The sequence below is a fragment of the Mesorhizobium sp. P2_F5 genome (genome assembly GCF_056403715.1).
Genome location: NZ_JBFUEY010000004.1, coordinates 309,668 through 334,209, shown reverse-complemented (window position 1 = coordinate 334,209; position 24,542 = coordinate 309,668). Strand labels below are relative to the sequence as shown.

Genomic DNA, 24,542 nt, shown 5'->3' with positions numbered 1-24,542 from the left:
ACCGCTTCACACTTTTCCTGGAATTGCTCTGTGAGACCCGCGCATGACAGTATCGCCCTTCGACCATCCGCTGCTGTCCGGCCTTCTCGGCGACGAGGAGGCGGCACGGCATTTCTCCGCCGATGCGGAAATCGATACGATGCTCGATTTCGAACGCGCGCTGGCGCAAGCGGAAGCCGAAAGCGGGATCATCGGCAAGGATGCCGCGGCGGCGATCGTGTCTGTCCTGTTGTCCTACAAGCCCGATACAACGCGGCTGCGGGCCGGCGTGGCGAAAGATGGGGTGATCGTTCCCGAACTGGTGCGCCAGTTGAAGGCAGCGGTCGGTGCGCCGCACAATGCCAGCGTGCATTTCGGCGCAACCAGCCAGGATGTCATCGACACTGGCCTGGTGCTTCGGCTGCGCCAGGTGATCGATCATCTTGATCTTCTGCTGACCGAAAACATCCTGCGGCTTACGGCGCTGGAAGAACGCTTCGGCGACAAGGCGTTCACCGGGATGACACGCATGCAGCCGGCAATCCCCATCCGGGCAGTGGACCGGGTTGCGACATGGCGGGTGCCGTTGCAACGGCATCGGCAGAGATTGTCGGAACAATCGCCACGCCTGCTCGTGGTGCAATTTGGCGGCGCCGCCGGCACGCTGGAAAAGCTCGGCGACAAAGGCCCCGCGGTGCGTGCGGCACTTGCCGCAAAGCTTGGCCTCGGCGACGCACCGCAATGGCAGAGCCAGCGCGATGCGCTGGCCGAGTTCGCCGGTCTGCTATCGCTCATCACCGGCAGCCTCGGCAAGTTCGGCCAGGACATTGCACTGATGGCGCAGGCCGGCGCTGAGATCAAACTGTCCGGCGGCGGCGGCTCGTCGGCCATGCCGCACAAGCAGAACCCGGTGAAAGCGGAGGTGCTGGTGACGCTGGCGCGCTTCAACGCCACGCAGCTTTCCGGCATGCATCAGGCGCTGGTGCATGAGCAGGAGCGCTCGGGCGCCGCGTGGACGCTGGAATGGCTGCTGTTGCCGCAAATGGTGATTGCGACCGCGGCCGCGTTGCGGCTCGCCGCCGAACTTGCCGGACAGATCGAGAGCCTGGGGCACTGATGCGCACAAAAATCGTCATTGTCGGCTCCGGACCGTCCGGCTTGTTGCTCGGCCAGCTGCTCAGCGGCATCGGCGTCGAGACGGTGATCCTCGAGCGTTCGAGCCGGGAGCACGTGCTTGGCCGCGTGCGGGCAGGGGTGCTCGAACAGGGCACGGTCGAGTTGCTGGAGGAAGCGGGTGCGGCTGCAAGGCTGCACGCCGAGGGGCTGCCGCATTCCGGCCTTTCGCTCGCCTTCGGCGGCAGCCTGCACCGGCTCGACCTGTCGGCGCTGACCGGCGGCAGGCACGTCACCGTCTACGGCCAGACCGAAGTGACGCACGATCTGATGGACAAACGCGAGGCGGCGGGCCTGACCACTGTCTACGAGGCGGCAAACGTTGCGCTGCACGGCTTCGACGGTGAGACGCCTTTCGTGACTTACGAGAAGGATGGCGCTAGCCATCGCATCGATTGCGACTTCATCGCCGGCTGCGACGGCTATCATGGCGTCAGCCGCAAATCGGTGCCTGAGCGCGCGCTGAAGACCTTCGAGCGGACCTATCCGTTCGGCTGGCTCGGTGTGCTGGCCGAAGTGCCGCCGGCCGATCACGAACTGGTCTATGCCAACCATGAGCGCGGCTTTGCGCTGTGCTCGATGCGCTCGACCCATCGCAGTCGCTACTATGTGCAGGTCCCGGTCGACGAGCGCGTCGAAGCCTGGAGCGACGACCGCTTCTGGGATGAGTTGCGCCGCCGCCTGCCGGTACAGACCGCTGCCGCCGTCGTTACCGGCCCGTCCTTCGAAAAGTCGATCGCGCCGCTGCGCTCGTTCGTTGCCGAGCCGATGCGCTTCGGCCGGCTGTTCCTGGTCGGGGACGCCGCCCATATCGTGCCGCCGACCGGCGCCAAAGGGCTCAACCTCGCCGCCAGCGATGTGCGCTATCTCTTTGCCGGGCTTCGCGAATTCTATCTCGACAAATCGAAGGTCGGGCTCGACGCCTATTCGGCCAAGGCGCTGGCCAGGGTGTGGAAAGCGGTGCGCTTTTCCTGGTGGATGACGACGATGCTGCACCGCTTTCCCGATACGGGCGAGTTCGGCCAGCGCATCCAGGAAGCCGAACTCGACTATCTCGTGCATTCGCAAGCGGCGTCGACCGCTCTTGCCGAGAACTACGTCGGACTTCCTTATTGATCGGTGGAAGCCGTCAAACCCGCTCGAGCGCCACCGCGATGCCTTGACCAACACCGATGCACATGGTGGCGAGCGCATAGCGGCCGCCGCGCTCGCGCAATTCCAGCGCCGCGGTGCCGGTGATGCGCGCCCCCGACATGCCGAGCGGATGGCCGAGCGCGATGGCGCCGCCATTCGGGTTGACGTAGTCCGCGTCCTCGCCGATGCCGAGTTGGCGCAGCACAGCGATGCCTTGTGAGGCGAAGGCTTCGTTGAGTTCGATGACATCGAATTGCTGTGGCGTCAGGCCGAGACGAGCACAGAGCTTTTTCGTCGCCGGTGCCGGGCCGATGCCCATGATGCGTGGCGCCACGCCGGCGGCGGCACCGCCGAGGATGCGAGCGATCGGCGTCAGGCCGTATTTCTTTACCGCCGCTTCCGAGGCGACGATCAGTGCCGCCGCGCCATCATTGACACCCGATGCGTTGCCGGCGGTGATCGTGCCGCCCTGGCGGAACGGCGTCGGCAATTTGGCCAAAGACTCGACCGTGGTTCCGGCGCGGGGATGCTCGTCCTTCGATACGATAATCGCATCGCCCTTCTTCTGCGGGATGGTCACCGGGGTGATTTCCTTCGCCAGCCGGCCATTGGCCTGTGCTGCGACAGCCTTGTCCTGGCTGCGCACGGCAAAGGCATCCTGGTCGGCGCGCGACACGGAAAAATCCTCGGCGACGTTCTCGCCGGTCTCGGGCATGGAATCGACGCCGTACTGTTTCTTCATCAGCGGGTTGATGAAGCGCCAGCCGATGGTGGTGTCATAGATCTCGGCATGGCGCGAAAAGGCGGTCTCGGCCTTGGGCATGACGAAGGGGGCGCGGCTCATCGATTCGACACCGCCGGCGATCATCAACTCGGCCTCGCCCGACTTGATGGCGCGGGCGGCGATGGTGAGCGCATCCATGCCGGAACCGCAGAGGCGATTGACGGTCGAGCCGGAAACCTCCTTCGGCAGTCCGGCCAGCAGCAGCGACATGCGCGCGACGTTGCGATTGTCCTCGCCGGCCTGGTTGGCGCAGCCTAGGACGACGTCGTCCACCGCCTGCCAGTCGATGCCGGGATTGCGTTCGATCAGCGCCTTCAGCGGGATGGCGCCGAGATCGTCAGCGCGTACCGAAGACAGGGAGCCGCCGAAGCGGCCGATCGGGGTGCGGATGTAGTCACAGATGAAGGCCTCGGCCATGTCATGCAGCCTTTTCTTTTCCGCTTCCTTCATGCGCCGCCTTGGTGCGGGCCTGCAGGTCGCGCAATGTCGTGAGTTCGAGTGCGGTTGGCGCTGGTGTCTCTTCAAGCGCCTCGGCGAATTTCACCACCCAGCCGCAGGTGTCCTGCACTTGCTGGCGCGTCACGCCGGGGTGAAGCGACACCACGGTGAATTCCTTGGTCACCGGGTCTGGCTTCCAGATGGCGAGGTCGGTGATCAGCAAGGTCGGTCCTGCGGAGTCGATGCCGAGGCGCTGGCGGTGGTCGCCGCCGTCGCCATGGCCGAAGGAAGTGAAGAAGTCGATCTTTTCGACCATGCCGCGCTTGGTCTGCGCCATGGTGATGTAGATCTCCTTCGACGAGGTGGCGATCTCCGGCGCGCCGCCGCCGCCGGGCAGGCGAGTCTTCGGGTGCGCATAGTCGCCGATGACGGTGGTGTTGATGTTGCCGAATTTGTCGAGCTGGGCGGCACCGAGGAAACCGATGGAAATGCGGCCACCCTGCAGCCAGTAGCGGAACATCTCCGGCACCGAGACGGTGGTGACGGCGGTGTCACAGAGTTCGCCGTCGCCGATCGACAGCGGCAATACGTCGGGCGCGGTGCCGATCGTGCCGCTTTCATAGATCAGCGTGATGTCGGGCGCATGCGTCAGCCGCGCGACATTGCAGGCGGCCGACGGCGCGCCGATGCCGACGAAGCAGACGTCGTCGTTCTTCAATGCGCGGCTGGCGGCAATCGTCATCATCTCGTTGGGGGTGAAGCCACTCATGCCGCGCTCCTCAGATGTTTTACGCGGCCGGCAAAATCGTCCGCCGAGCGTTCGATGACATTGGCCTGCATCCAGGCCTGGAATTTTTCACGGTCGGCGGCGATGTCGTCCCATTCGAGATAGGCGGCGTTGTCCCTGGCATAGTAGCCGTGCGTGTAGGAGGGATGCGAACCGCCGGGCACGACCGATATGGCCGCGATGGTCCAGCGCGGCAGCACGGTGAGATTGGGGTGGAGGTCGTCGAAATCGTCGACCACTTCCTCCACCGTCACCACGGCGCGTTTAGCTGCCAGCACTGCTTCCTTCTGGATGCCGATGATGCCTTCGACCAGCACATTGCCCTTTTTGTCGGCCTTCTGCGCGTGGATGAAAGTGACGTCGGGGCGGATTGATGGAACAGCCGCCAGCACCTCGCCAGTGAACGGGCAGGTGACCGAGCGAATGTTGGGATTGACCGCCGTCAGCTCGGCGCCGCGATAGCCGCGGAACACCGCGCAGGGCAGGCCGGAAGCACCCGCCTCATAGGCGTTGGCCATGCCGGCATGGCTGTGTTCCTCGATCTCGATTGCCCGGGGAAAGCCGTTCTCGATGGCGTCACGGGCGCGCCGCAGCAGGCCGACGCCAGGATTGCCGACATAGGAGAAGATGATCTTCTTCGCCATGCCCATGCCGATCATCTGGTCGTAGATCAGGTCGGGGGTCATGCGGATCAGCGTCAGGTCGCGAAATCCCTGGCGGATCGCTTCATGCGCCGCCGCCGTCGGGATCAAATGGGTGAAGCCCTCGAAGGCGACCGCATCGCCATCGTGCAGGTTCTCGGCCACGGCCTGATTGAGCGGTAGGAACTTGACCATCGCGGGAACTCCAAAAAGTTCGTATTGCGAACAAATGTTTTGTATGCGATACTTCTACATCGAATCGTCGCGCCGAGTCAACAACGTCGCTTGCAGAGGCCAAAATGGATGACGAGGGAACTTCGCGCGACCATGTCGGCTCGCTGGAACGCGGCCTTGCGGTCATGGAGATCCTTGCCCGGCACCCGGCCGGCATGACGCTGACCGAAATGGCGGAGGAGGCGGGGCTGACCCGCGCCGGCGCGCGCCGCTTCCTGCTGACGCTGACCGCCACCGGTTACGCGACGCAAGCCGGTCGACTGTTTTCACTTTCGCCACGTCTCCTGACTGTCGTGCGGACCTGGCTTGGCGGTGCTTCGCTGTGGACCTTTGCGGCGCCGATCATGCGTGAGCTGGCCGGGCAGTTTAATGAGGCCTGCAACGCGGCGGTGCTGTCGGGCGAGGAAGTCGTCTATGTCGCGCGCATTCCCGGCCGCCGCATCCTCAGCGTGTCGCTTGACGTCGGCACCAGGCTGCCGGCGCACTGCACCTCAATGGGGCGTGTCCTGCTTGCGGGGCTGGGCGCGGACGAACTGAAGGTCTTCCTTGCCGAGGCCAAGATCGAGCGGCGGACACCGAAGACGATCACCAGCCGTGCCGCGCTTGGCAAGGCGATTGACGCGGCGAGGGCGGATGGCTTTGCCATTGTCGATGAGGAACTGGAGTTCGGCCTGCGCTCGCTTGCCGTGCCGATTGCCGACCGATCCGGGCGGACGGTGGCGGCAATCAATATGTCGACCCAGTCGGCGCGGTTTTCGGTGGCAGAGATGGAGCGGGATATCCTGCCGGCGCTGCGGAAGGCCAAGCAACGCGTCGAGGAATTTTTCTTCGTCTGACCGGATGCGAGCTGTCCGAAGCTTGGCGGTGCCATGGTTCTGATGGGAATTGATGGAGCGGACCTTGGCCGATGGACCGGCCATGGCGCTATATCCTGTCCTTCACGGGAGGAATGGATGGCAGGCCAGGGTTTCGAGCCGGATGTAAAGGTTCGCACCAGCGAATACCGGATCGGTTGCATCGGCGCCGGCATGATCATGGCCGAATGCCATCTCGCCGCCTATGCGCAAGCCGGGTTCCCGGTGGTGGCGATCGCTTCCCGGACGAGGGCCAGCGCCGAGAAGGTGGCGAACCGCTGGGGCATTCCGAAAGTTCATGACACGCCGGAACAGCTGATCGAGGATCCAGAGGTGGAGATCGTCGACCTTGCCTTTCCGCCCGACCAGCAGCCGGCGCTGATCCGCCATGCGCTGAAGCAGAAGCATATCAAGGCGATCCTGGCGCAGAAGCCGCTGGCGCTGTCTGTGGATGAAGCCGTGAAGCTGCGCGACGAGGCGGCAAAGTCCGGCAAGATCCTCTCGGTCAACCAGAACATGCGCTACGACCAGTCGATGCGCGTGTTGAAGCAGATCATCGACAGCGGCGCGCTGGGCGACATCGTTTTCGCGCAGATCGACATGCACGCCATCCCGCACTGGCAGACCTTCCTTCAGGATTACGACCGGCTGACGCTCGCCAATATGAGCGTGCACCACCTTGACGTGCTGCGCTTCCTGTTCGGCGACCCGGATGAAATCACCACGCTGACGCGCAAGGATCCGCGCACGACATTCGAGCATTCCGACGGCATCACCGTCTCGACGCTGCGGTTCCCCTCCGGCGTGCTTGCCGTGTCGCTGGAGGACGTCTGGTCCGGTCCGTGCCAGGAAGGCTACGAGGACGATCAGCACATCAACTGGCGCGTCGACGGCACCAAGGGTGTCGCCAAGGGCACGATCGGCTGGCCGAAAGGCGTCGCCTCGACGCTGACTTATGCCTCGACCGAAACGACCGGCGGCGCATGGGTGAGCCCAAGCTGGGAGACGATGTGGTTCCCGCACGCCTTCATCGGCGTCATGGAACAATTGCAGCATGCGGTGAAGACGGGCGCGCCGCCGGCGCTGTCGGTTGCCGACAACGTCAAGACTATGGCGCTGGTTGAGGCTGGCTATCGTTCGATGGCGGAAGGCCGCACCATCAAACTGTCCGAGATATCGATCGACTGAACATCTTGCCGCCGAATAGCGTGGCGGCTGAATCGCTTACCGGGAGGAGTTCACATCATGATGCAGGCAGGGATCTTCACCGGCTATTTCCCTTACGAGCTCGCGGAGGCCGCAAGGCGCATCCGTGCGCTCGGTTTCAACACGGTCCAACTCGACATGCATTTCAGGGATGTCGACCTGTCCGCCGGGCAGATCACAGGAGACAAGGCCAGGAAAGTCCGCGACACGTTCCGCGACCACAATCTGCCGGTCTGCTGCATCTCGGGCTACACCAACATCATCCATCCTGATAAAGCCGAGCGCGCAAAGCGCGTCGGCTATCTCAAGGAGATCATCCGCAACGCGCGCGACTTCGGCTCGCCCTACGTGATCTCCGAGACCGGCACCTACAACACCGAATCCGACTGGGTGCATCATCCCAAAAACAAGACCGAGGAAGGTTTTGAGGAATGCCGCAAGGTGATCTCGGACCTTGCCCAGACCGCCTATGACCATGGCGCGGTGTTCCTGCTCGAAACCTATGTCAACAATGTCGTCGGCTCGGTCGAGGAGACGGTCAAAATGTTCGCGCAGGTCGACCATCCCGGCCTTGGCCTGCTGATGGACCCGACCAATTATTTCGAGGCGCACAACATCGACCGCATGGACCAGGTGCTGAACCAGGTGTTCGACACGCTGACTGACAAGATCCGCATCGCGCATGCCAAGGACGTCAAGCGCTCCGGGACTGACAAGACGGAGAAGCATGCCGATATCGGCGATGCGGACGCGCATGAGGGGCTGACCTTCCGCGGCGTCGGCGAGATCGAATTGCCGGCGCCCGGTCTCGGTTCGCTGAACTACGATCTTTATCTGCAACGGCTCAGCGAGAAGCATCCGAACATCCCCGTCATCATCGAGCATCTGACCGAGGATGACGTGCCGCGCGCGAAAACATTTCTCGACGGGAAATTCCGCGCCAACGGGCTTTGAGCAGGGCGAAACGGCGATGGCGACGGCGGCCAAGACAAAGCGCGATTACAGCCTGGTCGGCGAAAGCACCCGCCGGGCCATCGAGATCGGGCTGGCCTCGGCCGAGTGGTATCACACCGACGTGCCGCGCAAGCAGATGAAGGAGCTGATGCAGCGTTCCGACGGTCCGGCGATCCGCGACACCGTGATCTGGATCGCTGCGATCCTGGGCTCGGCGGCCGGCATCGTCTGGTTCTGGGGCACATGGTGGGTGTTGCCGTTCCTGCTCGTCTATGGCGTGCTCTATGGTTCGTCGAGCGACTCGCGCTGGCATGAATGCGGCCATGGCACCGCCTTCCGCACGCGCTGGATGAGCGACGTCGTCTATGAGATTGCCTCGTTCATGCTGGTGCGCAATCCGGTGCAGTGGCGCTGGAGCCACGCCCGCCACCACACCGATACCATCATCGTCGGCCGCGACGCCGAGATCGCCGTCATGCGTCCGCCGGACCTGTTGCGGGCAGCGCTCGCCTTCACCGGTATCCTCGACTTCCGTTACGCGCTGCCGACGCTGGTGCGGCAGGCGTTCGGCAGACTGTCGGATGACGAGAAGAGCTACATCCCCGAGATGGAGCAAGCGAAGGCGATCACCGCGGCGCGCTGGCACATCGCCATATACGTTGCGACGATCGCTTTCGCGATCGCGCTGGGGTCATGGCTGCCGCTGGTGCTGATCGGATTGCCGCGCCTCTATGGCAGCTGGCACATGGTGCTGACCGGCCTGCTGCAGCATATCGGGCTGGCCGACAATGTCGTCGACCATCGGCTCAACAGCCGCACGGTTTACATGAACCCGGTCAGCCGCTTCATCTACTGGAACATGAACTATCACGTCGAACACCACATGTTCCCGATGGTGCCCTATCACGCGCTGCCGAAGCTGCATGAACTGATCAAGCACGACCTGCCGGTGGCGAACCCATCGATGTGGCACGCCTATCGCGAGGTGTGGCCAGTGCTGCTGAAACAGCTTCGGTACGAGGACTATTTCCTCAAGCGCGAATTGCCGGCGACGGCGCGACCCTATCGCGGCGAGTTCCACGAGGTCGATATGTCGGCGGCGGCCGAATAGCGAATAAACCACCCGCCTTCTATCCGGCCTGCTACGTGGCCGTTAAGGTGACCGGGAAAATCAGATTCCAGCAAACAGGGACATCCCGATGAGCCGAAAGAGACCGACCGTCGCCGATCTGCGCGCCATGAAAGGCAAGCGCCAGCTGACCATGCTGCGCGTTATGACGATGGAGGAGGCCGAGGCCGCCGAGCGGGCTGGGGTCGACATCGTCTCGGTGCCGCCGGAACTGGTGCTCAACCCCGCATACCGTGACGCAGCCCCCAGCCTGTTCACCATGCCCGGCGAGAACTTTTATGAGATCGGCACGGCGGATGATTTCATCCGCTGGGCTTTCCCGCTCTACAAAGCGGGCGCTGACGCGGTCTATTGCAGCGCCGGCTTCGCCACCGTCAAGCGGCTCGCCGATGACGCCATTCCTGTCATCGGCCATGTCGGCCTTATTCCTTCCCGCGCGACCTGGACCGGCGGCTTCAAGGCCGTCGGCAAGACCGCCGACACCGCCATGCAGATATTCGACGCGGTGAAACAGTATGAGGCCGTCGGTGCGCTCGGCGCTGAGATCGAAGTGGTGCCGGTCGAGGTCGCCAAGGCGATCTCGGAGCGCACCTCGCTGATCATGTTGTCGATGGGCGCCGGCACCGGCTGCGATGCGCAGTATCTGTTCGCCGACGACATACTCGGCCAGAACAAGGGCCACATGCCGCGCCATTCCAAGGTCTATCGCAATTTCGCCGCCGAGTACGATCGGCTCCAGGCGGAGCGGGTGGCAGCGTTTTCCGAATATGTCGCCGACGTCAACAGCGGCGTGTATCCGGAGGACAAGCATGTCGTGCGCATGGACCCGGCCGAGCTAAGCCTGTTCTTGAAGAGGGTAGACGCAAAGAGTTGATTACTCGGCTTCTTTGCCGACCGTCGCTGCGCCTTGCCACGTTCCGTCGGCGAGCATGGCATAGAGCATTTCGGAATCCACTCCCAGCGGCCGGTCCTCCCTGAGCATTGCCACATGCGCGCGCACCGCGGCATGGATCGCCGCGACGCCCGGCGCCAGCTTGAGGCCGTCGCGGAAATCTACGGCTTGCGCGGCGGCCATCAGTTCGAAGGCAATCAACCGCCGCCACAGGGCGATCATCCCGGCGCATTTCGAAACCGCGAGCGGCGTTTGCGTCGCAAGGTCCTCGACGCCTTCGGACACGGCCAGGAAATCCAGCATCACCGGATTGGCCTTGTGGCGGATGGCGGCCAGGATTGCCGCAACCGTCTTTTGCAGCGGCACGAAACCGGCCGAGGCGCCACCGACCGGCGACAGATATTTCGGCAGGCCGTTGCGGCCGGAACCGGTGAGCTGGATGAAACGGGCAGCGCTCGCGGCCGCACACTGGGCGATCGCCAGGCCGAGCGTCTCGAAGGCGAGCGCCAACGACGTCGTATGGAAATTGCCGGTCGACAGCACCAGCCCGTCCTCGCCCAGCACCAGCGGATTGTCGGCGGCGGCGTTGAGTTCGATCTCAAGCGCCAGCCGCGCCTGGTCGATCGCCTGGATCAGCGCGCCATGGATCGACGGCATGCAGCGGATCGACAGCGGGTCCTGCAAGGTGGTCGGCGCCGGCTCCTCGTCGCGGGCAAGCAGATCGCGTAGACCCTTTGCCGCCATTTGCTGGCAGGCGGCCGGCCGCGCCAGATGCAGGCGCGGATCGAGGATGGTGCGATTGGCGCCAATGCCTTCCATGGTCAGAGCGCCGGCCTGCTGCTGTTGTGCAAAGGCAGACAGCGCGTCGGCCAGCGCCAACGCACCGCTGCCGGCTGAAACAGCCGAGGCGTTGATCAGCGACAGCCCGTCCTTGGGCGCAAGGCTGATCGGGGCGAGCCGCGCCATCATCAGTGCCTTGGCCGACGGCATGCGTCGGCCCTGATAGTCGGCTTCGCCGTCGCCGGTCAGCATGCGGGCAAGGGCCGTCATCAGCACCAGGTCGCCGTCGCCGATCGAGCCGAGCCCAGGCATCACCGGATGCACACCGGCATTGAGCGCATCGACGAGCGCCGTGAAAACCGCCGGTGAAATACCCGAGCCGCCAACCGAGAACATCGCGGCGCGGGCAAACATGGTCGCCCGCACCGCTTCTTGCGGCAACGGCTCGCCGACAGCGCCGCTTCGTCCTTCCAGCAACTGGCGCTGGAAGGCGCCGGCATCGCCTTCGACCGAGGTGCCGAGATTGGCGCCGAGGCCGGTGTTGAGGCCGTAAATCTTCTGGCCGGACGCGGCGGCCTGATCGAGCACTTTGCGGGCTTTGTCGAGCCTCTCGATGACATCGGGCGCCACCTCGACCTTGCGGCCAGCGCGGGCGACCTGTGCGACATCCTCGACGCTGATGCCGGCGCCGGTGAGGACGAACGCGCTCATGCGAAGCGCAGCCTCTGGCCGATGCCCTTGTCCGCGGCCTTGGCCAACATCGCCTTGCCCAAGGCAATGTCGGAGAGCGACAGGCCGCGATGCCAGAACAGGATTGTCTCCTCGTCGCTCTCGCGTCCCGCCTTCAGGCCGGCGGCGATCTGGCCGAGCTCGGCATGCAGTGTCTTTTCGCTCAGCCGCCCGGTCTCGACATGGGCGCGCAGCGAGCCGAACTTGCCGCCCTTGCACTGGCCCCAATCGTCGACGACCATTTTCTGCATGATGTCGGTCAGCGATATCTCCACCGCGCTCATCGTGCCATAGGGCACGACGAACGCACCGGGCTTGATCCATTCGGTCTTGAGCAGCGGCTGCGGCTCCGGCAGCCGCGAGGCCTCGACGACGATGTCGGCGCCTTTGACGCAGCTCTCCCAGTCGGCCACGGCCGTGACCGTCTTGCCGAGATCGGCGGAGAGTTTTGCGGCAAAACTATCGCGGCTTTCCGGACGGCGCGAGTGGACGCGGATTTCGTCGAAATCGAAGAGATGGTCGAGCAGGCGCACGTTCCAATAGGCGGTGCCGCGCGCGCCGACATGGGCCAGCACCTTGGAATTCTTGCGCGCCAGATGCTTGGCGCCGATGGCGGTGACGGCGCCGGTGCGCATGTCGGTGATGACGGTGGCGTCGAGAATGGCGCGCGGCGTGCCGGTGCGCGGATCGAACAGGTTGAGGATGCCGAATTCCGAGGGCAGGCCGTGCAGATAGTTGTCGACATAGTCGCCGACGATTTTCACGCCGGCCGCATCGAGCGGCGCGACGTAGCCGCGCAGCACATTGAAATGGCCATGGAAGGCCGGATCGGGTTCGAGATGAACGCGCGGCTCGATCACCGTCTGGCCGTTGCCTTGCGCGATAAGCCCAGCCTCGACGGCGGCAATGATTTCGCCGTCGGTCATATCAAGAGCTTCGATATCGAGGGCATTGAGGTAGTCGATATAGATCGGCTTCATTTATGCGCGCACTTTCCTCCGTCGCCCCGCCCATCCCATAGCAGGCTGCGGGCCGACACGGAAGTTTGTTGGCTAGGCTCTGGACTGGGCCAGCCATATGCTGTTCAACGCGGTTCGTCATGACTGCCGTTCCCGACACCGAAGCCTCGGCCGCAACCGCCAGCAATGCGCGGCGCGTGGCGCTGATCGTCGCCATCGCGTTCTTCATGCAGTTGCTGGATTCGACGATCATCTCGACCTCGCTGCCGCAGATGGGCCAATCCTTCGGCGTGCCGGCGGTGGCGATGAGCATCGGCATCACCGTCTACATGCTGACCATGGCGGTGTTCGTGCCGCTGTCGGGTTGGCTCGCCGACCGCTTCGGCGCGCGCAACATTTTTCTGCTGGCGATCGTCCTGTTCACACTGGCTTCGCTCGCCTGCGGCTTCTCGCAAAACCTCACCCAGTTCGTCGCCGCCCGTGTCGTGCAAGGGCTGGGCAGCGCATTGATGACGCCGGTCGGCCGCATCCTTGTCCTGCGCAATGCCTCGAAGTCGGAGTTGCTCAACGCCACGGCGTTGATCACCTGGCCGGCGCTGTTTGCGCCCGTGGTCGGGCCGGTTCTCGGCGGTTTCATCACCACCTATCTGTCCTGGCACTGGAATTTCTTCATCAACATCCCGCTCGGGCTCATCGGACTGGCGCTGGTCGCGCGCTTCATTCCGGGTGACCGCGAGGCCGATCCGAAGCCACTGGACTGGCCCGGATTTTTCCTGACATCGCTGGGGCTCGCGCTGCTGCTCTACGGCCTGGAACGCATCGCGCATCCCGAAGATGGCGCTTTGCCGACAGTACTGCTGGTCGCGGCCGGCATCATCATCGGCTGGCTGGCGGTGCGGCATCTCCGGCGCGCGCCGCATCCGCTGCTCGATCTCTCGGCGCTCAAGGTGTTGACCTTCGCTATCTCGACGCTTGCCGCCGGCACCATCTTCCGCGTGGCGATCAACGCCACGCCGTTCCTGTTGCCGCTGCTGTTCCAGGTCGGCTTCGGCCTCAGCCCCGTCGACGCCGGCTTGATGATCCTGGCCTATTTCCTCGGCAATCTCGGCATGAAGACGGTGACGACGCCGACGCTGCGGCGCTTTGGTTTCCGCTCGGTGATGGTCGTCAACGGCCTGATTGCCTCGGCCTCGATCATGGCCTGCGCGGCGATCTCGCCTGACACGCCGCAGGCACTGGTGGTGGTGCTGATGTTGATTGCCGGCCTGTCGCGCTCGATGCAGTTCACCGCACTGAACACGCTGGCCTTCGCCGATATCGATGCGGCACAGCGCAGTTCGGCGGCGACGCTGTCCTCCATGTTGCAGCAGGTATCGATGCTGTTCGGCGTCGCGGTGGCGGCGGCGATCCTCAATCTGTCGCAGATCGTCAGGGACCGGCCGGCACTCGACCTCGTCGATTTTCGCATCGCCTTCCTGGTGATCGGCGCCATCGGGCTGGTGGCGGCATTGCGGTTCCTGGTGCTGCCGCAGGCTGCCGGGGCCGAGGTTTCGGGTCACACGACGCAGGATTGACGTCCAGGCACAATTCCCCGGTAGTTGCTACGCCGGCCTGTAAACGCGCTCCGCCGTATTCCAGAAGATATCTGCCTCGGCCGTCGCGCCATGCTTGGCCACCGCGGCGCGGTGCGCCTTGATCAGTTCGGCGTGGCTGGTCCACAGCTTCTCGACCGGGAAGTTCGAGCCGAACATCAGGTGATCGGCTCCCAGAATGTCGATCGCATTGTCGACGATGTAGGCGATCAGTTCCGGGTCGTTGCGGTGAACGAAGGTGCCGAGGCCGGACAGTTTGGCGTAGAAGTTCGGTGCGGCTGAGAGCGTGCGCAGGCCGGCCTTCCAGGCTTCGGTGGTTTCCGGCTCCATCCCCGTCAGCATGCCGGCATGGGTGAGGATGAAATTGGTCTCAGGATTCTCGCCGACCAGCGTCAGCCCGTCCTTCATCTGGGTGGGGAAAAGCTGCAGGTCGAAGGACAGGCTGTAGTCCTTCAGCCGCGCGACATTGGCGCGCACCTTGGGGGTGATGACCTGATCGGCCGAGGCGGCGAAGCGGAAAGCCGATGTTTCGTGCCAATGCAGCTGCATGCGCACGCCGCGCAGCAATGGATACTTCATCAGCCGGTCGATCTGATGCCGCACGTCGTCCACCGTCATGTCGGCATAGCCGACAATGGCATGCGGCCAGCCGGTCTCGTCAGCGGTCTTCTGCAGGAAGGCGACCTCTTTTTCGAAATCCTCCTTGGCCCAATTGGTTTGGACATAGACGGCCTTTTCGACGCCGGAGCCCTTCTGGTCTTCGAGGAACTCTTCGATGGGATAGTCACGGCGGATCGGTTCGTAAGGGCCGAAGATGCGCGGCACCATCGGTCCGACCAGCCAGGGCTGGTCCTTTTGGCGCCAGATGTGGAAATGCACGTCGATGGCTTTCTGCATCACGATATCCTTTTCCAGATTGTCGAAGCCGCCGGGGCCGGGCGGGCGAGCGAAAGGATGAAATCGGTGAGACTCCTGAGCGACGAGCCGTCGATGAGATCGTCGAGGTCGGGCAGGATGGCTTTGAGTGCTGCTGTTGCAGGCCGGAAGCGCGGATCGCCGGCCAGTGGCGTGGCCAGCGACAGCCGGAAGGCGCGGGCGCTCAGCCGACGCATCGCTGTTACCAACGCGCCATGATCGCCGCGCTCCAGCGCGTCCGACAGGATGACGATTGCGGCACCGCGCGCGAAGGCGGAGAAGCGCGGCACAGAGAGGAAAGCGAGCAAAGTCGGCCCCATGCGCGTGCCGCCGTCCCAGTCGTCGACCTGGGCCGCAGCTCGCCCCAGCGCCTGGTCGCGGTCGCGAATGCGCAGTGCTGAGGTGATGCGGGTCAGCCTTGTGCCGAAGGTGAAGATTTCCGCCCGATCCGCACCCTGCACGGCGGCATACGCCAGCTTGAGATAATCGGCCGTGTGCAATTTCATCGAGCCGGAGACGTCGATCAGGATCAGCAGCTTGCGCGGCACCGTCTGGCGGCGGCGCAGCAGCGGTGAGGGGATGTCGCCATCGGCGCTGACGATTTCGCGCAGCGACCGTCGCAGGTCGAGCTTGCCGCGCGAATGGGTGCGCACGGTGCGGAAAGAGCGGCGCGCGGGCAGAGCGGATGAGAGCTTGCGACGAAAGGCGGTCAGTCTGTCGTCGTCGCGCTGGAAGTCGCGCGTGCTGAGTTGCTCCAAGGCCGAGGACAGCTCGCCGCCTTTCTCCTGGCGTGCGGTCTCGCTCTCTTCCTCGCGCGTGCCGCCATCGTCCTTGATGCGGGGTTTCTCGTCTTCCTCGCCTTCGACGGAGGGTTGGCCATCGCCATAGAAGTGGCTGCGGAAATGCGCCTCGAATTCACTGCGGCGGTCGGGCGTGGGCGCGAGCGTTGCGAGCGCCGCCTCGCGGATGTCGGCCATCGAGCGTGGCCCGAGCAGGGTTGCCGCCTGCATGAAGCTGGAGATCTGTTCGGGGGCGACGGCGAAAGCGTGGCGGCGCAGCAGCCTAGCGAAGTCTAGGAACGTTGCGGCGGCATGGGGGAGTTTTTCCGAACGCCTCATTCCTCCGCGCCCCCCTCTGTCCTGCCGGACATCTCCCCCACGAGGGGGGAGATCAGCAGCTTTGGCGCTTCGTTCCTTTCTGCACCGCTGGAGGTTGGCGAAAGCCGGGATGACAGCCAATCTCCCCCCTCGTGAGGGAGATGTCCGGCAGGACAGAGGGGGGCGCTGTCCCGCAAGCGTTGCGGAGTGCGCCGGTGAGGCCACCGCACTGCGAACGAGCCGTTGACTTCACACGTCACGCCAGCGCCTCCTCGACGATGCGGCCAAGCTCGGGCGCGATGTAAGACAAATCTTCCTCGTCCTTGATCAGCACACCGATGGCGCGGCGGAAGGCTTCCGGCCACGGGCTGCCGCCTTTCTCCAGAATGGTCGCGGCATTGGCCCATTCCACCGCTTCGGCAATGCCCGGCGGCTTGGCCAATGGGCGGGCGCGGATGGTGTGCACGGCGGTCGCCACGGCGCGCGCCGTTGCCTCAGCGACATCGCCGGCACGCAGCATGATGATCTCGGCTTCGCGCCTTGCATCGGGATAGCCGATCCAGTGGTAGACGCAGCGCCGGCGCAGCGCTTCGGCGAGTTCGCGGGTGCGGTTCGAGGTCAGGATGACGATCGGTTGCGCCTCGGCGCGGATCGTGCCGCGCTCGGGGATGCTGATCTGGAAATCGGAGAGGAATTCGAGCAGCAGCGCTTCGAATTCGTGGTCGGAGCGGTCGATCTCGTCGACCAGCAGCACACGCTGCTCCGGTGCCCGCAACACCTGCAGCAGTGGCCTGGCGATCAGGAAACGGTCGTCATAGATATCGATCTCGTGCTCGCCGGCATGGCGGATGGCGAGCAACTGGCGCTGGTAGTTCCATTCATACAGCGCATGCGCCGCGTCGATGCCTTCATAGCATTGCAGCCGCACCAGATCGCGGCCGAGCAGCTGGGCAATGGCTTTCGCCGCTTCCGTCTTGCCGACGCCGGGCGCGCCCTCGAGCAGCAGCGGTTTTCCCAGCCGGACGGCCAGGAAGATGGCGGTGGCGAGGCTATCATCGGCGAGATAGCGCGCAGCAGCGAGCTGCTGCGCCACCGCCTCCGGTGAGGTCGCAACAGTCTCGGCGTTCACCTCGGGCATGTCGGTCCTCAGTTTGCCGCTTGCGCCTTCAGCGCCCGCAAGATGCGTTCCGGCGTGATTGGCAGGGTGTCGATGCGCACGCCGACGGCGTCGAAGACGGCATTGGCGACGGCGGGGATTTGCGGGTTGGCGCACATCTCGCCGGGTCCCTTGGCGCCATACGGTCCGTCGGCAGAGGGCCGTTCGAGCACGATGATCTCGGTCTCGGCGAGGTCGCCAGGCCCCGGCATCAGATACTGGTTGAAGTCGGTGCCGCCATGGTCGCGGTTCGGGTAGTAGGGCTCAGTCGTCTCGTAGAGCGCATGGGAGATGCCCATCCACGAGCCGCCGACCAGCTGCTGCTCGACCATCTTCGGGTTCAGCGCGCGGCCGATCTCAAAGACGTTCTTCACCGTCAGCACCGTCACTTCGCCGGTCTCGTCATCGACCTCGACCTCGGCCACAGTGCAGGCATGGGCATAGCAGGTCGACGGCTTCATCGCGCCGGTTTCCTTCTCCGGGTAGGAGCGTGGGATCAGGAACATGCCGCGGCCGGAGATCGAGCGACCGCGCTTGAAATGCGCCGACAAAGCGACATCGAAGATCGAAATCGACTTTTGCGGCGCGCCTTTCACCAGGATGTTGCCCTGGCCATCGGTTTCGAGGTCTGACGCGTTCACCTCCAGCTCTTCAGCCGCCACTTCCAGCATAACCTGGCGGGCTTCCTTGGCCGCCTGGATGACGGCGTTGCCGGCGCGATGGGTGCCGCGCGAGGCGAAGGTGCCCATGCAGTGCGGACCGGTGTCTGTGTCGGCGGTGTCGATGATGACGCGGTCGGTCGGCACGCCGATGGTCTCGGCGCAGATCTGCGCCATGATCTGCTTCAAGCCCTGGCCGAGATCGACTGACGACAGCGTCACCATGAAATTGCCGGTCGGCGTCGAATGCACCAGGGCCTGCGTCGGGTCGCCGCCGAGGTTCATGCCCGTGGGATAGTTGATTGCGGCGACGCCGCGCCCGCGCCGGATCGCCATATCAGGCTCCCTTCGTGTAGGAGGACATCGCCATGTATTTTTCCGCCACCGGCCAGTTGGCGGCGCGCGAGGCTTCCTGCATGCATTCGATGAGGGCTGCGCCTTCGGTCGGCTGGCGATGCGCCTTCATGTCGCCGTCGCGGTAGGCGTTGATGAAGCGGAATTCGAGCGGGTCCATGCCGATCAGCCGCGCCAGCTTGTCCATCTGCACCTCAAGCGCAAAGTCGCCAATGGTGACGCCGAAGCCGCGCATGGCGGACGAGGGCGTGCGGTTGGTGTAGACGCAGTAAGTGTCGATCCAGACATTCGGGATCGTATAGGGGCCGGGATAGTGCGCCGCTCCCTTCTGCGCGCCATAAGGCGAGTGCCGCGAATAGGCGCCGGCGTCGGTGTAGCCGGTGACTTTTCGCGCGACGATGCGGCCGTCCTTCATGACGCCGTCCTTGATGACGACCTTTTCGGCCGCGCGTGGCGAGGAGATCTGCATCTCCTCCTCGCGGCTGTAGATGAAGGAGACGGGACGCCCCGTGAGCTTTGCGCCGAGAATGGCGATCGGCTCGACGATGACGTCGACCTTGCCGCCGAAACCGCCGCCGACGGTGCCGCCGACGAAATGCAGTTTGTTGCCCGGCATCTGCAGGATGATAGAGGCGTTGTCGAGGGTGAAGAACATCGCCTGCGTGTTGGTGTAGCAGGTGAAGCGGTCATTGCCTTCGGGCATGACCAGACAACCGGTCGTCTCGGTCGGCGCATGCTCGATCGGCGAGGACTGGTAGCTCTGTTCGAGGATGTGGTCGGCCTCGGCAAAGCCTGCCTCGACATCGCCGAAACGCACCTTGCGGCATTCGCCGCTGTCATAGAGATAATAGTTCTGGCCGTGATATTCGTTGACCAAAGGCGCGCCGGGCTTCAGCGCTTCCTCCATGTCGAAGACGGCCGGCAGCACCTCGTAGTCGACCTTGACTTTGGCGGCGGCCTCCTGCGCCGCGCGCTCGGTTTCGGCCAGCACCGCCACCACGGCCTCGCCCTTCCAGCGCACCTTGCCGTCGGCCAGCACCGTCTCGTCCTCCGGCCCGACCTGGATCAGGATCAGGATGGTGTAGACATTGTGCGGCACATCCTTGGCGGTGAGGATTTTCACCACCCCCGGATGCTTCTCCGCCTCCGTCGTGTCGATCGAGCGGATGCGGGCGTGGTGATGCGGGCTGCGCACCATTTTCAGATGGAGCATGTCAGGGAAATTGCGGTCGGCGAAATAGGCGGTTTTCCCCGTGACATGGCCCGGCGAATCCAGCCGCGGCCGCGCCTGACCGATCTCGTGCAGGCCGTCCTTGCGCTGATCGGCGAAATAGCTCTTGCGCAGTTCCATTTCTCTTGGTCCCCTCAGGCCGCGTTCTGCGAATTGGCGCGCGCGGCGGTCAGCACCGCCTGGATGATCGGCTCGTAGCCGGTGCAGCGGCAGATGTTGCCGGACAGCGCCTCGACCACGTCCTCGCGGCTCGGATTGGGCGTGTGATCGAGCAGCACCTTGGCGGCCATGATCATGCCCGGCGTGCAGAAACCGCATTGCGTGGCGAAGGCATCGAGGAAGGCGCGCTGCAGCGGATGCAGCACACCGGCTTCGGCGAGGCCCGAGGTGGTGCGAATATCGGCCCCATCGCAGGTCTCGGCCAGTGTCAGGCAGGAAAGCCGCAACTCGCCGTCGATGATCACCGAACAGGCGCCGCACGTGCCCTGATGGCAGCCGCCTTTCGGCGAGGTGTCGCCGATCTTGTCGCGCAACGCATGCAGCAGGGTGGTGCCGCTGTCGACGAATTCGGCCTTTTCGGAGCCGTTGAGCGTGAACTGGACCGGGACTTTTGCCATTCTACCTCCTTGCGCGCCTGCCCGGATGACCGGACAGACGCGCGCCCCCCAACGGGGTGTTTCAGGTCAACAGCAGCCGGCCGAGATGGACCGGCAGAACTTCAGCGCGATACCAGGCGCTGGCGATCGGATCGGTGATCGGCGCGGTGCCTTCACCGGCCACGGCTAGGGCCGCCGCGATTCCATCTAGATTTAGCCTCTTGCTGATTAGCGCATTTTCAGCCGCCCTGGCGCGCATCGGCCGGTTGGCCATGCAGCCGAGCGCGATCCGCGCCGAAGAGATGGTGCCGTCGCCGGCCTGTTCGAGCACGGCGGCGATGCTGATCACGGAGACGCCCTTGGGCTTGACCCGCGACACTTTCAGAAAGCGGAAGCTGTCGGGCTTCGGCAGCGCGAAGTGCACTGAGGTGACGATGGCGCGGCTGTCGCTGCGGCCGGCCAGAAAATCTTCGATCGGCATCTCGCCGTCATCGCTGCCGACGGTCGCATCCAGCGCCAGCAGCGMGACCGCGAAATCGCCATAGGGCGCGGGTGCGAACAGATTGCCGCCGACGGTTGCCATGTTGCGGATCGCCGGGCCGCCGACGGCGCGCGCGGCCTTGGCAATGGCGCCGAGCTCCGGATGGCGGGCGATCGCCGCCATCGTCACCGAAGCGCCGATGCGGGCCTTGCCGCCGAATACGGTGATGCCGGACAGGGCCGGGTCGGTCGAGCGGACGAGGCCGGTGACAGAGACATCGCCTTCATTGGCGGCGCGCACGACCAGCGTGCCGCCGCCGAGATAGCGGGTGCCGGCCGCCTTCAGCGCCGCGTTGGCGTCGCTGACGGTCGCAAAAGTCTGGAGGGCAAGCGCCATGGCGGACTCCCAAGCTCAGCTCTGGCCGGCGAAATGGCTCTTCAGCGCGTTGAAGCCGCCCTGGAAGACATTGGCGCCCATGCCGGCAGCAATCTTGTCGGCCTCTTCGGGCGCGGCGTCGAAGCTCGCTGTCCATTCGGCATAGGTGCGGTCGCCGTCGGTCACCCGGCGCAATTGCAGCGTCGCCTTGTGGTTGGTCAGCGGCTGCGGCGTTTCCAGGATGGAGTAGCTGACGAGGAAGTTTTTATCGGAGAAGTCGAGCAGTTTTTCGCGAATACGCGCACCGCTGGCGAGCTCGAAATTGCGCACGCAGCCAATGGTTTCTGCGCTCTTGCCGTCCTCGATATGGCTTTCGACCATGCGTGGGTGCCAGCCCGGCAGGCCGTTGAAGTCGCGTATGCGCGCCCAGACCTTTTCGACCGGCGCGTCGATGACGCTGGATATGGTGACAACAGCCATATGATCATTCCCCTACGAATTCGATATGCAGCAGGGTAGGGCGGCGGCTGGTGCTGCGCTTATCAATGGGTCTTGCGGCCCTATCAAGGAGTCTGAAAAACGAGCAGCTCGCTCAGGCCACGGCCCGCGCCGCCTCGCGGTAAAGCGTCGGCGGTACGCCGACATGGTCGCGGAAGAAGCGTGAGAAATTGCCCTGGGTGGTGAAGCCGAGGTTGCAGGCGACCGAGATCAGCGGTTCCTGCGACCACTGCAACTGCCGCACGGCTTCTTCCATGCGCAGCGTGTTCCAGTAGACATTGGGCGTCAGATTGGTCTGTTCCTTGAACAAAGCAAAGAAATGCGGCCGCGACAGGCCGACGCTGCGAGCAACGTCGTCGAACGAGATGCGCTCGCAGACATTGGCTTTCATCAGCTGGATCGCCTTGCGGACGCGGAAATCCTGCATGGTGTTGATGCGGATGCGCGCCTCTTGCGGCGCCGAGGCATCGGCGGCGTCGAGCACAGAATCGATGAAGCGCTCGATCTCGTAATTGGCGATGTCGTCGATGCTTTCATTGTCGGTGAGATGATCGAGCAGATTGGCGGCTGCCTGGTGCAGCCAGGGTTCGAGCGTGATCGCGGCCTGCGCAAACAGCGGTGCCGAGGAAGGCAGGTCACGGCGCCGGCGCGCCCAATCCGGATCGATGTAGAACGCAAGGAACAGGCCCGGCTTGCCATTCTGCGACAGGATATGGCTGTGCGGCTGGTAGGAATTGATGCCGGCGGCGATACCGGGACCCAGGCGCACCGTCTCGCGGCCGATGGTCATCTCGCCGGCCGTGCCTTCCAGCCAGATAATGATGTGGGCCTCGACATGAGCATGGGTGACGAAGTCGCTGGCGACATTCAGGACAGAAACATGTCCGAACCGGCCCCAATAGAGCCTGATCGCGTCCGTCATGGGTATATCCTCCCGCAGACGACTGGCCTCCCTTCGCCTGCAATAGGGATTGTGCGGCTGAGTTCGGGCCCGCGTCAAGGCGCGGGCCCAAGGCAGCCGAGTGCCGCCGGCCATGGCGGCGGATTTTCAGACTGAGCGATAGGTACCGAAACGAATAGCGCCGAGCCCCTCAAACCGAGGCCGTCATGCCGCCATCGACATAAAGCGTGTGGCCGTTGACGAAGGACGATGCGTCGGACGCCAGGAACACGGCGGCGCCGATCAGTTCGTCGACATAGCCCCAGCGGCCGGCCGGCGTGCGCTTTTCCAGCCAGGCGGAGAATTCCTGGTTGTCGACCAGCGCCTGGTTCATCTCGGTGCGGAAATAGCCGGGCGCGATGGCATTGATCTGCATGCCGTATTTCGCCCAGTCGGTGCACATGCCCCTGGTCAGATTGCGGATCGCGCCCTTGGTCGCGGCATAGGGTGCGATGTTGGGTCGGGCGAGTTCGCTCTGCACCGAGCCGATGTTGATGATCTTGCCCTTGCCGCGCGCAATCATATTGCGGGCGACGGCTTTGCCGGCATGGAAGGCGCCGGAGACATTGGTCTTGAACAGCCGCTCCCACTGCTCCTCGGGAAAATCCTCGAGCGGGGCGCGAAACTGCACGCCGGCATTGTTGATCAGGATGTCGATGGGACCGATCTCGGCCTCGATGCGGGCCACATCCGCATCGACGGCGCGAAAATCCGTCACGTCGAAGGTCGAGGTATGCGCCTTGAGGCCGGCATCGTGCAAACCTGCCACCGCATTGGCAACCTTGCCGGCATCGCGGCCGTTGAGCACGACGCTTGCGCCATGCTCGGCAAGGCCGCGCGCCAGCGCCAGGCCGATACCCTGACCGGAGCCGGTGATGAGTGCCAGCCGCCCGTTGAGGTCGAACAGCGATTTCGATGTCAAAGCAATGGTTTCCAGCGAAAGGTTTCAGTCATTGCGCCTGAAGTTGCGAATGCGGTCGAACAACACCGCGAGGAGGATGGCGCCGCCGATGAACACGCCTTGCCAGAAGGCGTTGATGCCGAGCAGGCCAAGGCTGTTGCGGATGACCTCGATCAGCGCAGCACCGACAATGGCGCCGAAGGCGGTACCGACGCCGCCGGCAAGGTCTGCGCCACCGATGACGGTGGCGGCGATGACCTGCAGCTCCATGCCGTTGCCGAGATTGGTGGTGACGGCGCCGAGCCAACCGGTCTGGACGATGCCGGCAATGCCTGCCGCCAGCGCCGAGATCATATAGACCGCGACCTTGATCTGGCGCACCGGAACGCCGGTCAGCGTCGCCGCGTGCTCATTGCCGCCGATGGCGAAGATGTGCCGGCCGAACTTGGTCCAGCGCAAGGTGAAGCCGGTGATCAGCGCCAAAAGGATCATGTAGAGCACGGGATTGGCGATGCCGAACACCCAGGCGCCGCCGCCAAGCGCCAGTAGCTTGTCGTGGTCGGGGCCGAACTGGAAGACCACGGTGTTGTTGGAAGCGACCATGGCCAGGCTGCGCGCGATCGACAACATGCCGAGCGTCACCACAAAGGGTGGAAAGCCGAGATAGGCGATAAGGATGCCGTTGAAGGCGCCGATCGAGAGCGCGGTGGCGATCGAGGCGAGGATGCCGACCTCGATCGAGTAGCCGGCATGCATGGTGACGGCCAACACCATCGACGACAGACACAGCACCGAGCCGACCGACAGGTCGATGCCGCCGGTGATGATGACGAAGGTCATGCCGAGCGCGATGATGGCGACGAAGGTGATGTTGCGGGTGATGTTGTAGAGGTTTTTCTGGGTGGCGAAGGCGTCGGTGGCAAACGACAGGAAAATGCAGGCGAGGATGACGGCGATCACCACCCAGAAGGTCTGGCTGGAGAACATGCGCGACAGAAAACTGTGCTGTTTCTGTGCGATCGTCTGGTCAAGGGTGACTGCCATTATCGACCTCTCCTGCCGATGGCCAAATGC

General features: G+C 64.2%; 24 protein-coding genes. 8 read left to right on the top strand and 16 right to left on the bottom strand.

All coding sequences use genetic code 11. The features are described from left to right. Positions 1 to 43 precede the first annotated feature (43 nt). Together AC1DYO_RS08150 and pobA are read left to right on the top strand one after the other, a co-directional pair. Positions 44 to 1,096 carry a 3-carboxy-cis,cis-muconate cycloisomerase gene (locus AC1DYO_RS08150; protein WP_477262034.1) on the top strand — a complete coding sequence of 351 codons (1,053 nt, stop codon included), beginning with the start codon at positions 44 to 46 and terminating at the stop codon, positions 1,094 to 1,096. After that, positions 1,096 to 2,268 (top strand): 4-hydroxybenzoate 3-monooxygenase, encoded by a 1,173-nt coding sequence (pobA, locus tag AC1DYO_RS08145; RefSeq protein WP_477262032.1) that lies wholly within the window; start codon positions 1,096 to 1,098, stop codon positions 2,266 to 2,268. Before AC1DYO_RS08150 ends, pobA begins: the two co-directional genes overlap by 1 nt. A gap of 13 nt (positions 2,269 to 2,281) precedes the next feature. Here pobA and pcaF read toward each other — a convergent pair whose 3' ends face one another. Genes pcaF through AC1DYO_RS08130 form a run of 3 tightly spaced genes read right to left on the bottom strand, consistent with a single transcriptional unit; the run spans position 2,282 to position 5,131 of the window. Next, the gene (gene pcaF, locus AC1DYO_RS08140; RefSeq protein ID WP_477262449.1) at positions 2,282 to 3,487 is read right to left on the bottom strand and encodes a 3-oxoadipyl-CoA thiolase; all 1,206 of its coding nucleotides are present in this window, start codon (positions 3,485 to 3,487) and stop codon (positions 2,282 to 2,284) included. A gap of 1 nt (position 3,488) precedes the next feature. Further along, a complete protein-coding gene (locus AC1DYO_RS08135; RefSeq protein ID WP_477262030.1) occupies positions 3,489 to 4,277 on the bottom strand; it encodes a CoA-transferase subunit beta in 789 nt (262 codons plus the stop codon). Beyond that, positions 4,274 to 5,131: a CoA transferase subunit A gene (locus AC1DYO_RS08130; protein WP_477262028.1), complete on the bottom strand. Its 858-nt coding sequence runs from the start codon at positions 5,129 to 5,131 to the stop codon at positions 4,274 to 4,276. The genes AC1DYO_RS08135 and AC1DYO_RS08130 overlap by 4 nt, the downstream gene beginning before the upstream one ends. Before the next feature lie 104 nt (positions 5,132 to 5,235). Here AC1DYO_RS08130 and AC1DYO_RS08125 point away from each other — a divergent pair, with 104 nt between their 5' ends. The 5 genes from AC1DYO_RS08125 (at position 5,236) to AC1DYO_RS08105 (ending at position 10,187) form a co-directional block, all read left to right on the top strand. Continuing rightward, positions 5,236 to 6,006: an IclR family transcriptional regulator domain-containing protein gene (locus AC1DYO_RS08125; protein WP_477262026.1), complete on the top strand. Its 771-nt coding sequence runs from the start codon at positions 5,236 to 5,238 to the stop codon at positions 6,004 to 6,006. Positions 6,007 to 6,123: 117 nt separating this feature from the next. Then, a complete protein-coding gene (locus AC1DYO_RS08120; protein WP_477262024.1) occupies positions 6,124 to 7,212 on the top strand; it encodes a Gfo/Idh/MocA family protein in 1,089 nt (362 codons plus the stop codon). 57 nt (positions 7,213 to 7,269) lie between these two features. Then, the gene (locus AC1DYO_RS08115) at positions 7,270 to 8,184 is read left to right on the top strand and encodes a sugar phosphate isomerase/epimerase family protein (protein ID WP_477262022.1); all 915 of its coding nucleotides are present in this window, start codon (positions 7,270 to 7,272) and stop codon (positions 8,182 to 8,184) included. A gap of 16 nt (positions 8,185 to 8,200) precedes the next feature. After that, on the top strand, positions 8,201 to 9,295 hold the full coding sequence (locus tag AC1DYO_RS08110) for a fatty acid desaturase family protein (RefSeq protein ID WP_477262020.1): 1,095 nt from the start codon (positions 8,201 to 8,203) through the stop codon (positions 9,293 to 9,295). Between the two features lie 88 nt (positions 9,296 to 9,383). Next, on the top strand, positions 9,384 to 10,187 hold the full coding sequence (locus AC1DYO_RS08105; protein WP_477262018.1) for a 3-methyl-2-oxobutanoate hydroxymethyltransferase: 804 nt from the start codon (positions 9,384 to 9,386) through the stop codon (positions 10,185 to 10,187). On the opposite strand, the gene AC1DYO_RS08100 is transcribed toward AC1DYO_RS08105, so the two are convergent. After that, entirely contained in the window at positions 10,188 to 11,696 is a 1,509-nt protein-coding gene (locus tag AC1DYO_RS08100) for an HAL/PAL/TAL family ammonia-lyase (RefSeq protein ID WP_477262016.1), read from the bottom strand. Then, on the bottom strand, positions 11,693 to 12,694 hold the full coding sequence (locus tag AC1DYO_RS08095; RefSeq protein ID WP_477262014.1) for an ornithine cyclodeaminase family protein: 1,002 nt from the start codon (positions 12,692 to 12,694) through the stop codon (positions 11,693 to 11,695). The genes AC1DYO_RS08100 and AC1DYO_RS08095 overlap by 4 nt, the downstream gene beginning before the upstream one ends. A 119-nt stretch (positions 12,695 to 12,813) precedes the next feature. Between AC1DYO_RS08095 and AC1DYO_RS08090 the strand changes: the two genes are divergently transcribed. Beyond that, a complete protein-coding gene (locus AC1DYO_RS08090) occupies positions 12,814 to 14,247 on the top strand; it encodes a DHA2 family efflux MFS transporter permease subunit (RefSeq protein WP_477262012.1) in 1,434 nt (477 codons plus the stop codon). A 27-nt stretch (positions 14,248 to 14,274) separates the two neighbouring features. Here the strand turns inward: AC1DYO_RS08090 and AC1DYO_RS08085 are convergent, their stop codons facing one another. From AC1DYO_RS08085 to AC1DYO_RS08035, 11 genes are all read right to left on the bottom strand, one after another. Then, positions 14,275 to 15,162 carry an amidohydrolase family protein gene (locus AC1DYO_RS08085; RefSeq protein WP_477262010.1) on the bottom strand — a complete coding sequence of 296 codons (888 nt, stop codon included), beginning with the start codon at positions 15,160 to 15,162 and terminating at the stop codon, positions 14,275 to 14,277. Beyond that, complete coding sequence (locus tag AC1DYO_RS08080) at positions 15,162 to 16,298, bottom strand: vWA domain-containing protein (RefSeq protein ID WP_477262008.1); 1,137 nt, start codon at positions 16,296 to 16,298, stop codon at positions 15,162 to 15,164. Before AC1DYO_RS08080 ends, AC1DYO_RS08085 begins: the two co-directional genes overlap by 1 nt. A gap of 235 nt (positions 16,299 to 16,533) precedes the next feature. Beyond that, positions 16,534 to 17,415 (bottom strand): AAA family ATPase, encoded by an 882-nt coding sequence (locus tag AC1DYO_RS08075; protein WP_477262006.1) that lies wholly within the window; start codon positions 17,413 to 17,415, stop codon positions 16,534 to 16,536. A gap of 8 nt (positions 17,416 to 17,423) precedes the next feature. Then, complete coding sequence (locus AC1DYO_RS08070; RefSeq protein WP_477262004.1) at positions 17,424 to 18,428, bottom strand: xanthine dehydrogenase family protein molybdopterin-binding subunit; 1,005 nt, start codon at positions 18,426 to 18,428, stop codon at positions 17,424 to 17,426. A 1-nt stretch (position 18,429) separates the two neighbouring features. After that, positions 18,430 to 19,797: a xanthine dehydrogenase family protein molybdopterin-binding subunit gene (locus tag AC1DYO_RS08065; RefSeq protein ID WP_477262002.1), complete on the bottom strand. Its 1,368-nt coding sequence runs from the start codon at positions 19,795 to 19,797 to the stop codon at positions 18,430 to 18,432. 14 nt (positions 19,798 to 19,811) lie between these two features. Beyond that, on the bottom strand, positions 19,812 to 20,294 hold the full coding sequence (locus tag AC1DYO_RS08060; RefSeq protein WP_477262000.1) for a (2Fe-2S)-binding protein: 483 nt from the start codon (positions 20,292 to 20,294) through the stop codon (positions 19,812 to 19,814). Between the two features lie 61 nt (positions 20,295 to 20,355). After that, on the bottom strand, positions 20,356 to 21,150 hold the full coding sequence (locus AC1DYO_RS08055; protein ID WP_477261998.1) for an FAD binding domain-containing protein: 795 nt from the start codon (positions 21,148 to 21,150) through the stop codon (positions 20,356 to 20,358). A 15-nt stretch (positions 21,151 to 21,165) separates the two neighbouring features. Further along, positions 21,166 to 21,609 (bottom strand): SRPBCC family protein, encoded by a 444-nt coding sequence (locus AC1DYO_RS08050; RefSeq protein WP_477261996.1) that lies wholly within the window; start codon positions 21,607 to 21,609, stop codon positions 21,166 to 21,168. A 112-nt stretch (positions 21,610 to 21,721) separates the two neighbouring features. Then, positions 21,722 to 22,549 (bottom strand): helix-turn-helix domain-containing protein, encoded by an 828-nt coding sequence (locus tag AC1DYO_RS08045; protein WP_477261994.1) that lies wholly within the window; start codon positions 22,547 to 22,549, stop codon positions 21,722 to 21,724. Between the two features lie 169 nt (positions 22,550 to 22,718). Next, positions 22,719 to 23,489 (bottom strand): SDR family oxidoreductase, encoded by a 771-nt coding sequence (locus AC1DYO_RS08040; protein WP_477261992.1) that lies wholly within the window; start codon positions 23,487 to 23,489, stop codon positions 22,719 to 22,721. Between the two features lie 24 nt (positions 23,490 to 23,513). Beyond that, positions 23,514 to 24,512: an ABC transporter permease gene (locus AC1DYO_RS08035; RefSeq protein ID WP_477261990.1), complete on the bottom strand. Its 999-nt coding sequence runs from the start codon at positions 24,510 to 24,512 to the stop codon at positions 23,514 to 23,516. Positions 24,513 to 24,542 lie beyond the last annotated feature (30 nt).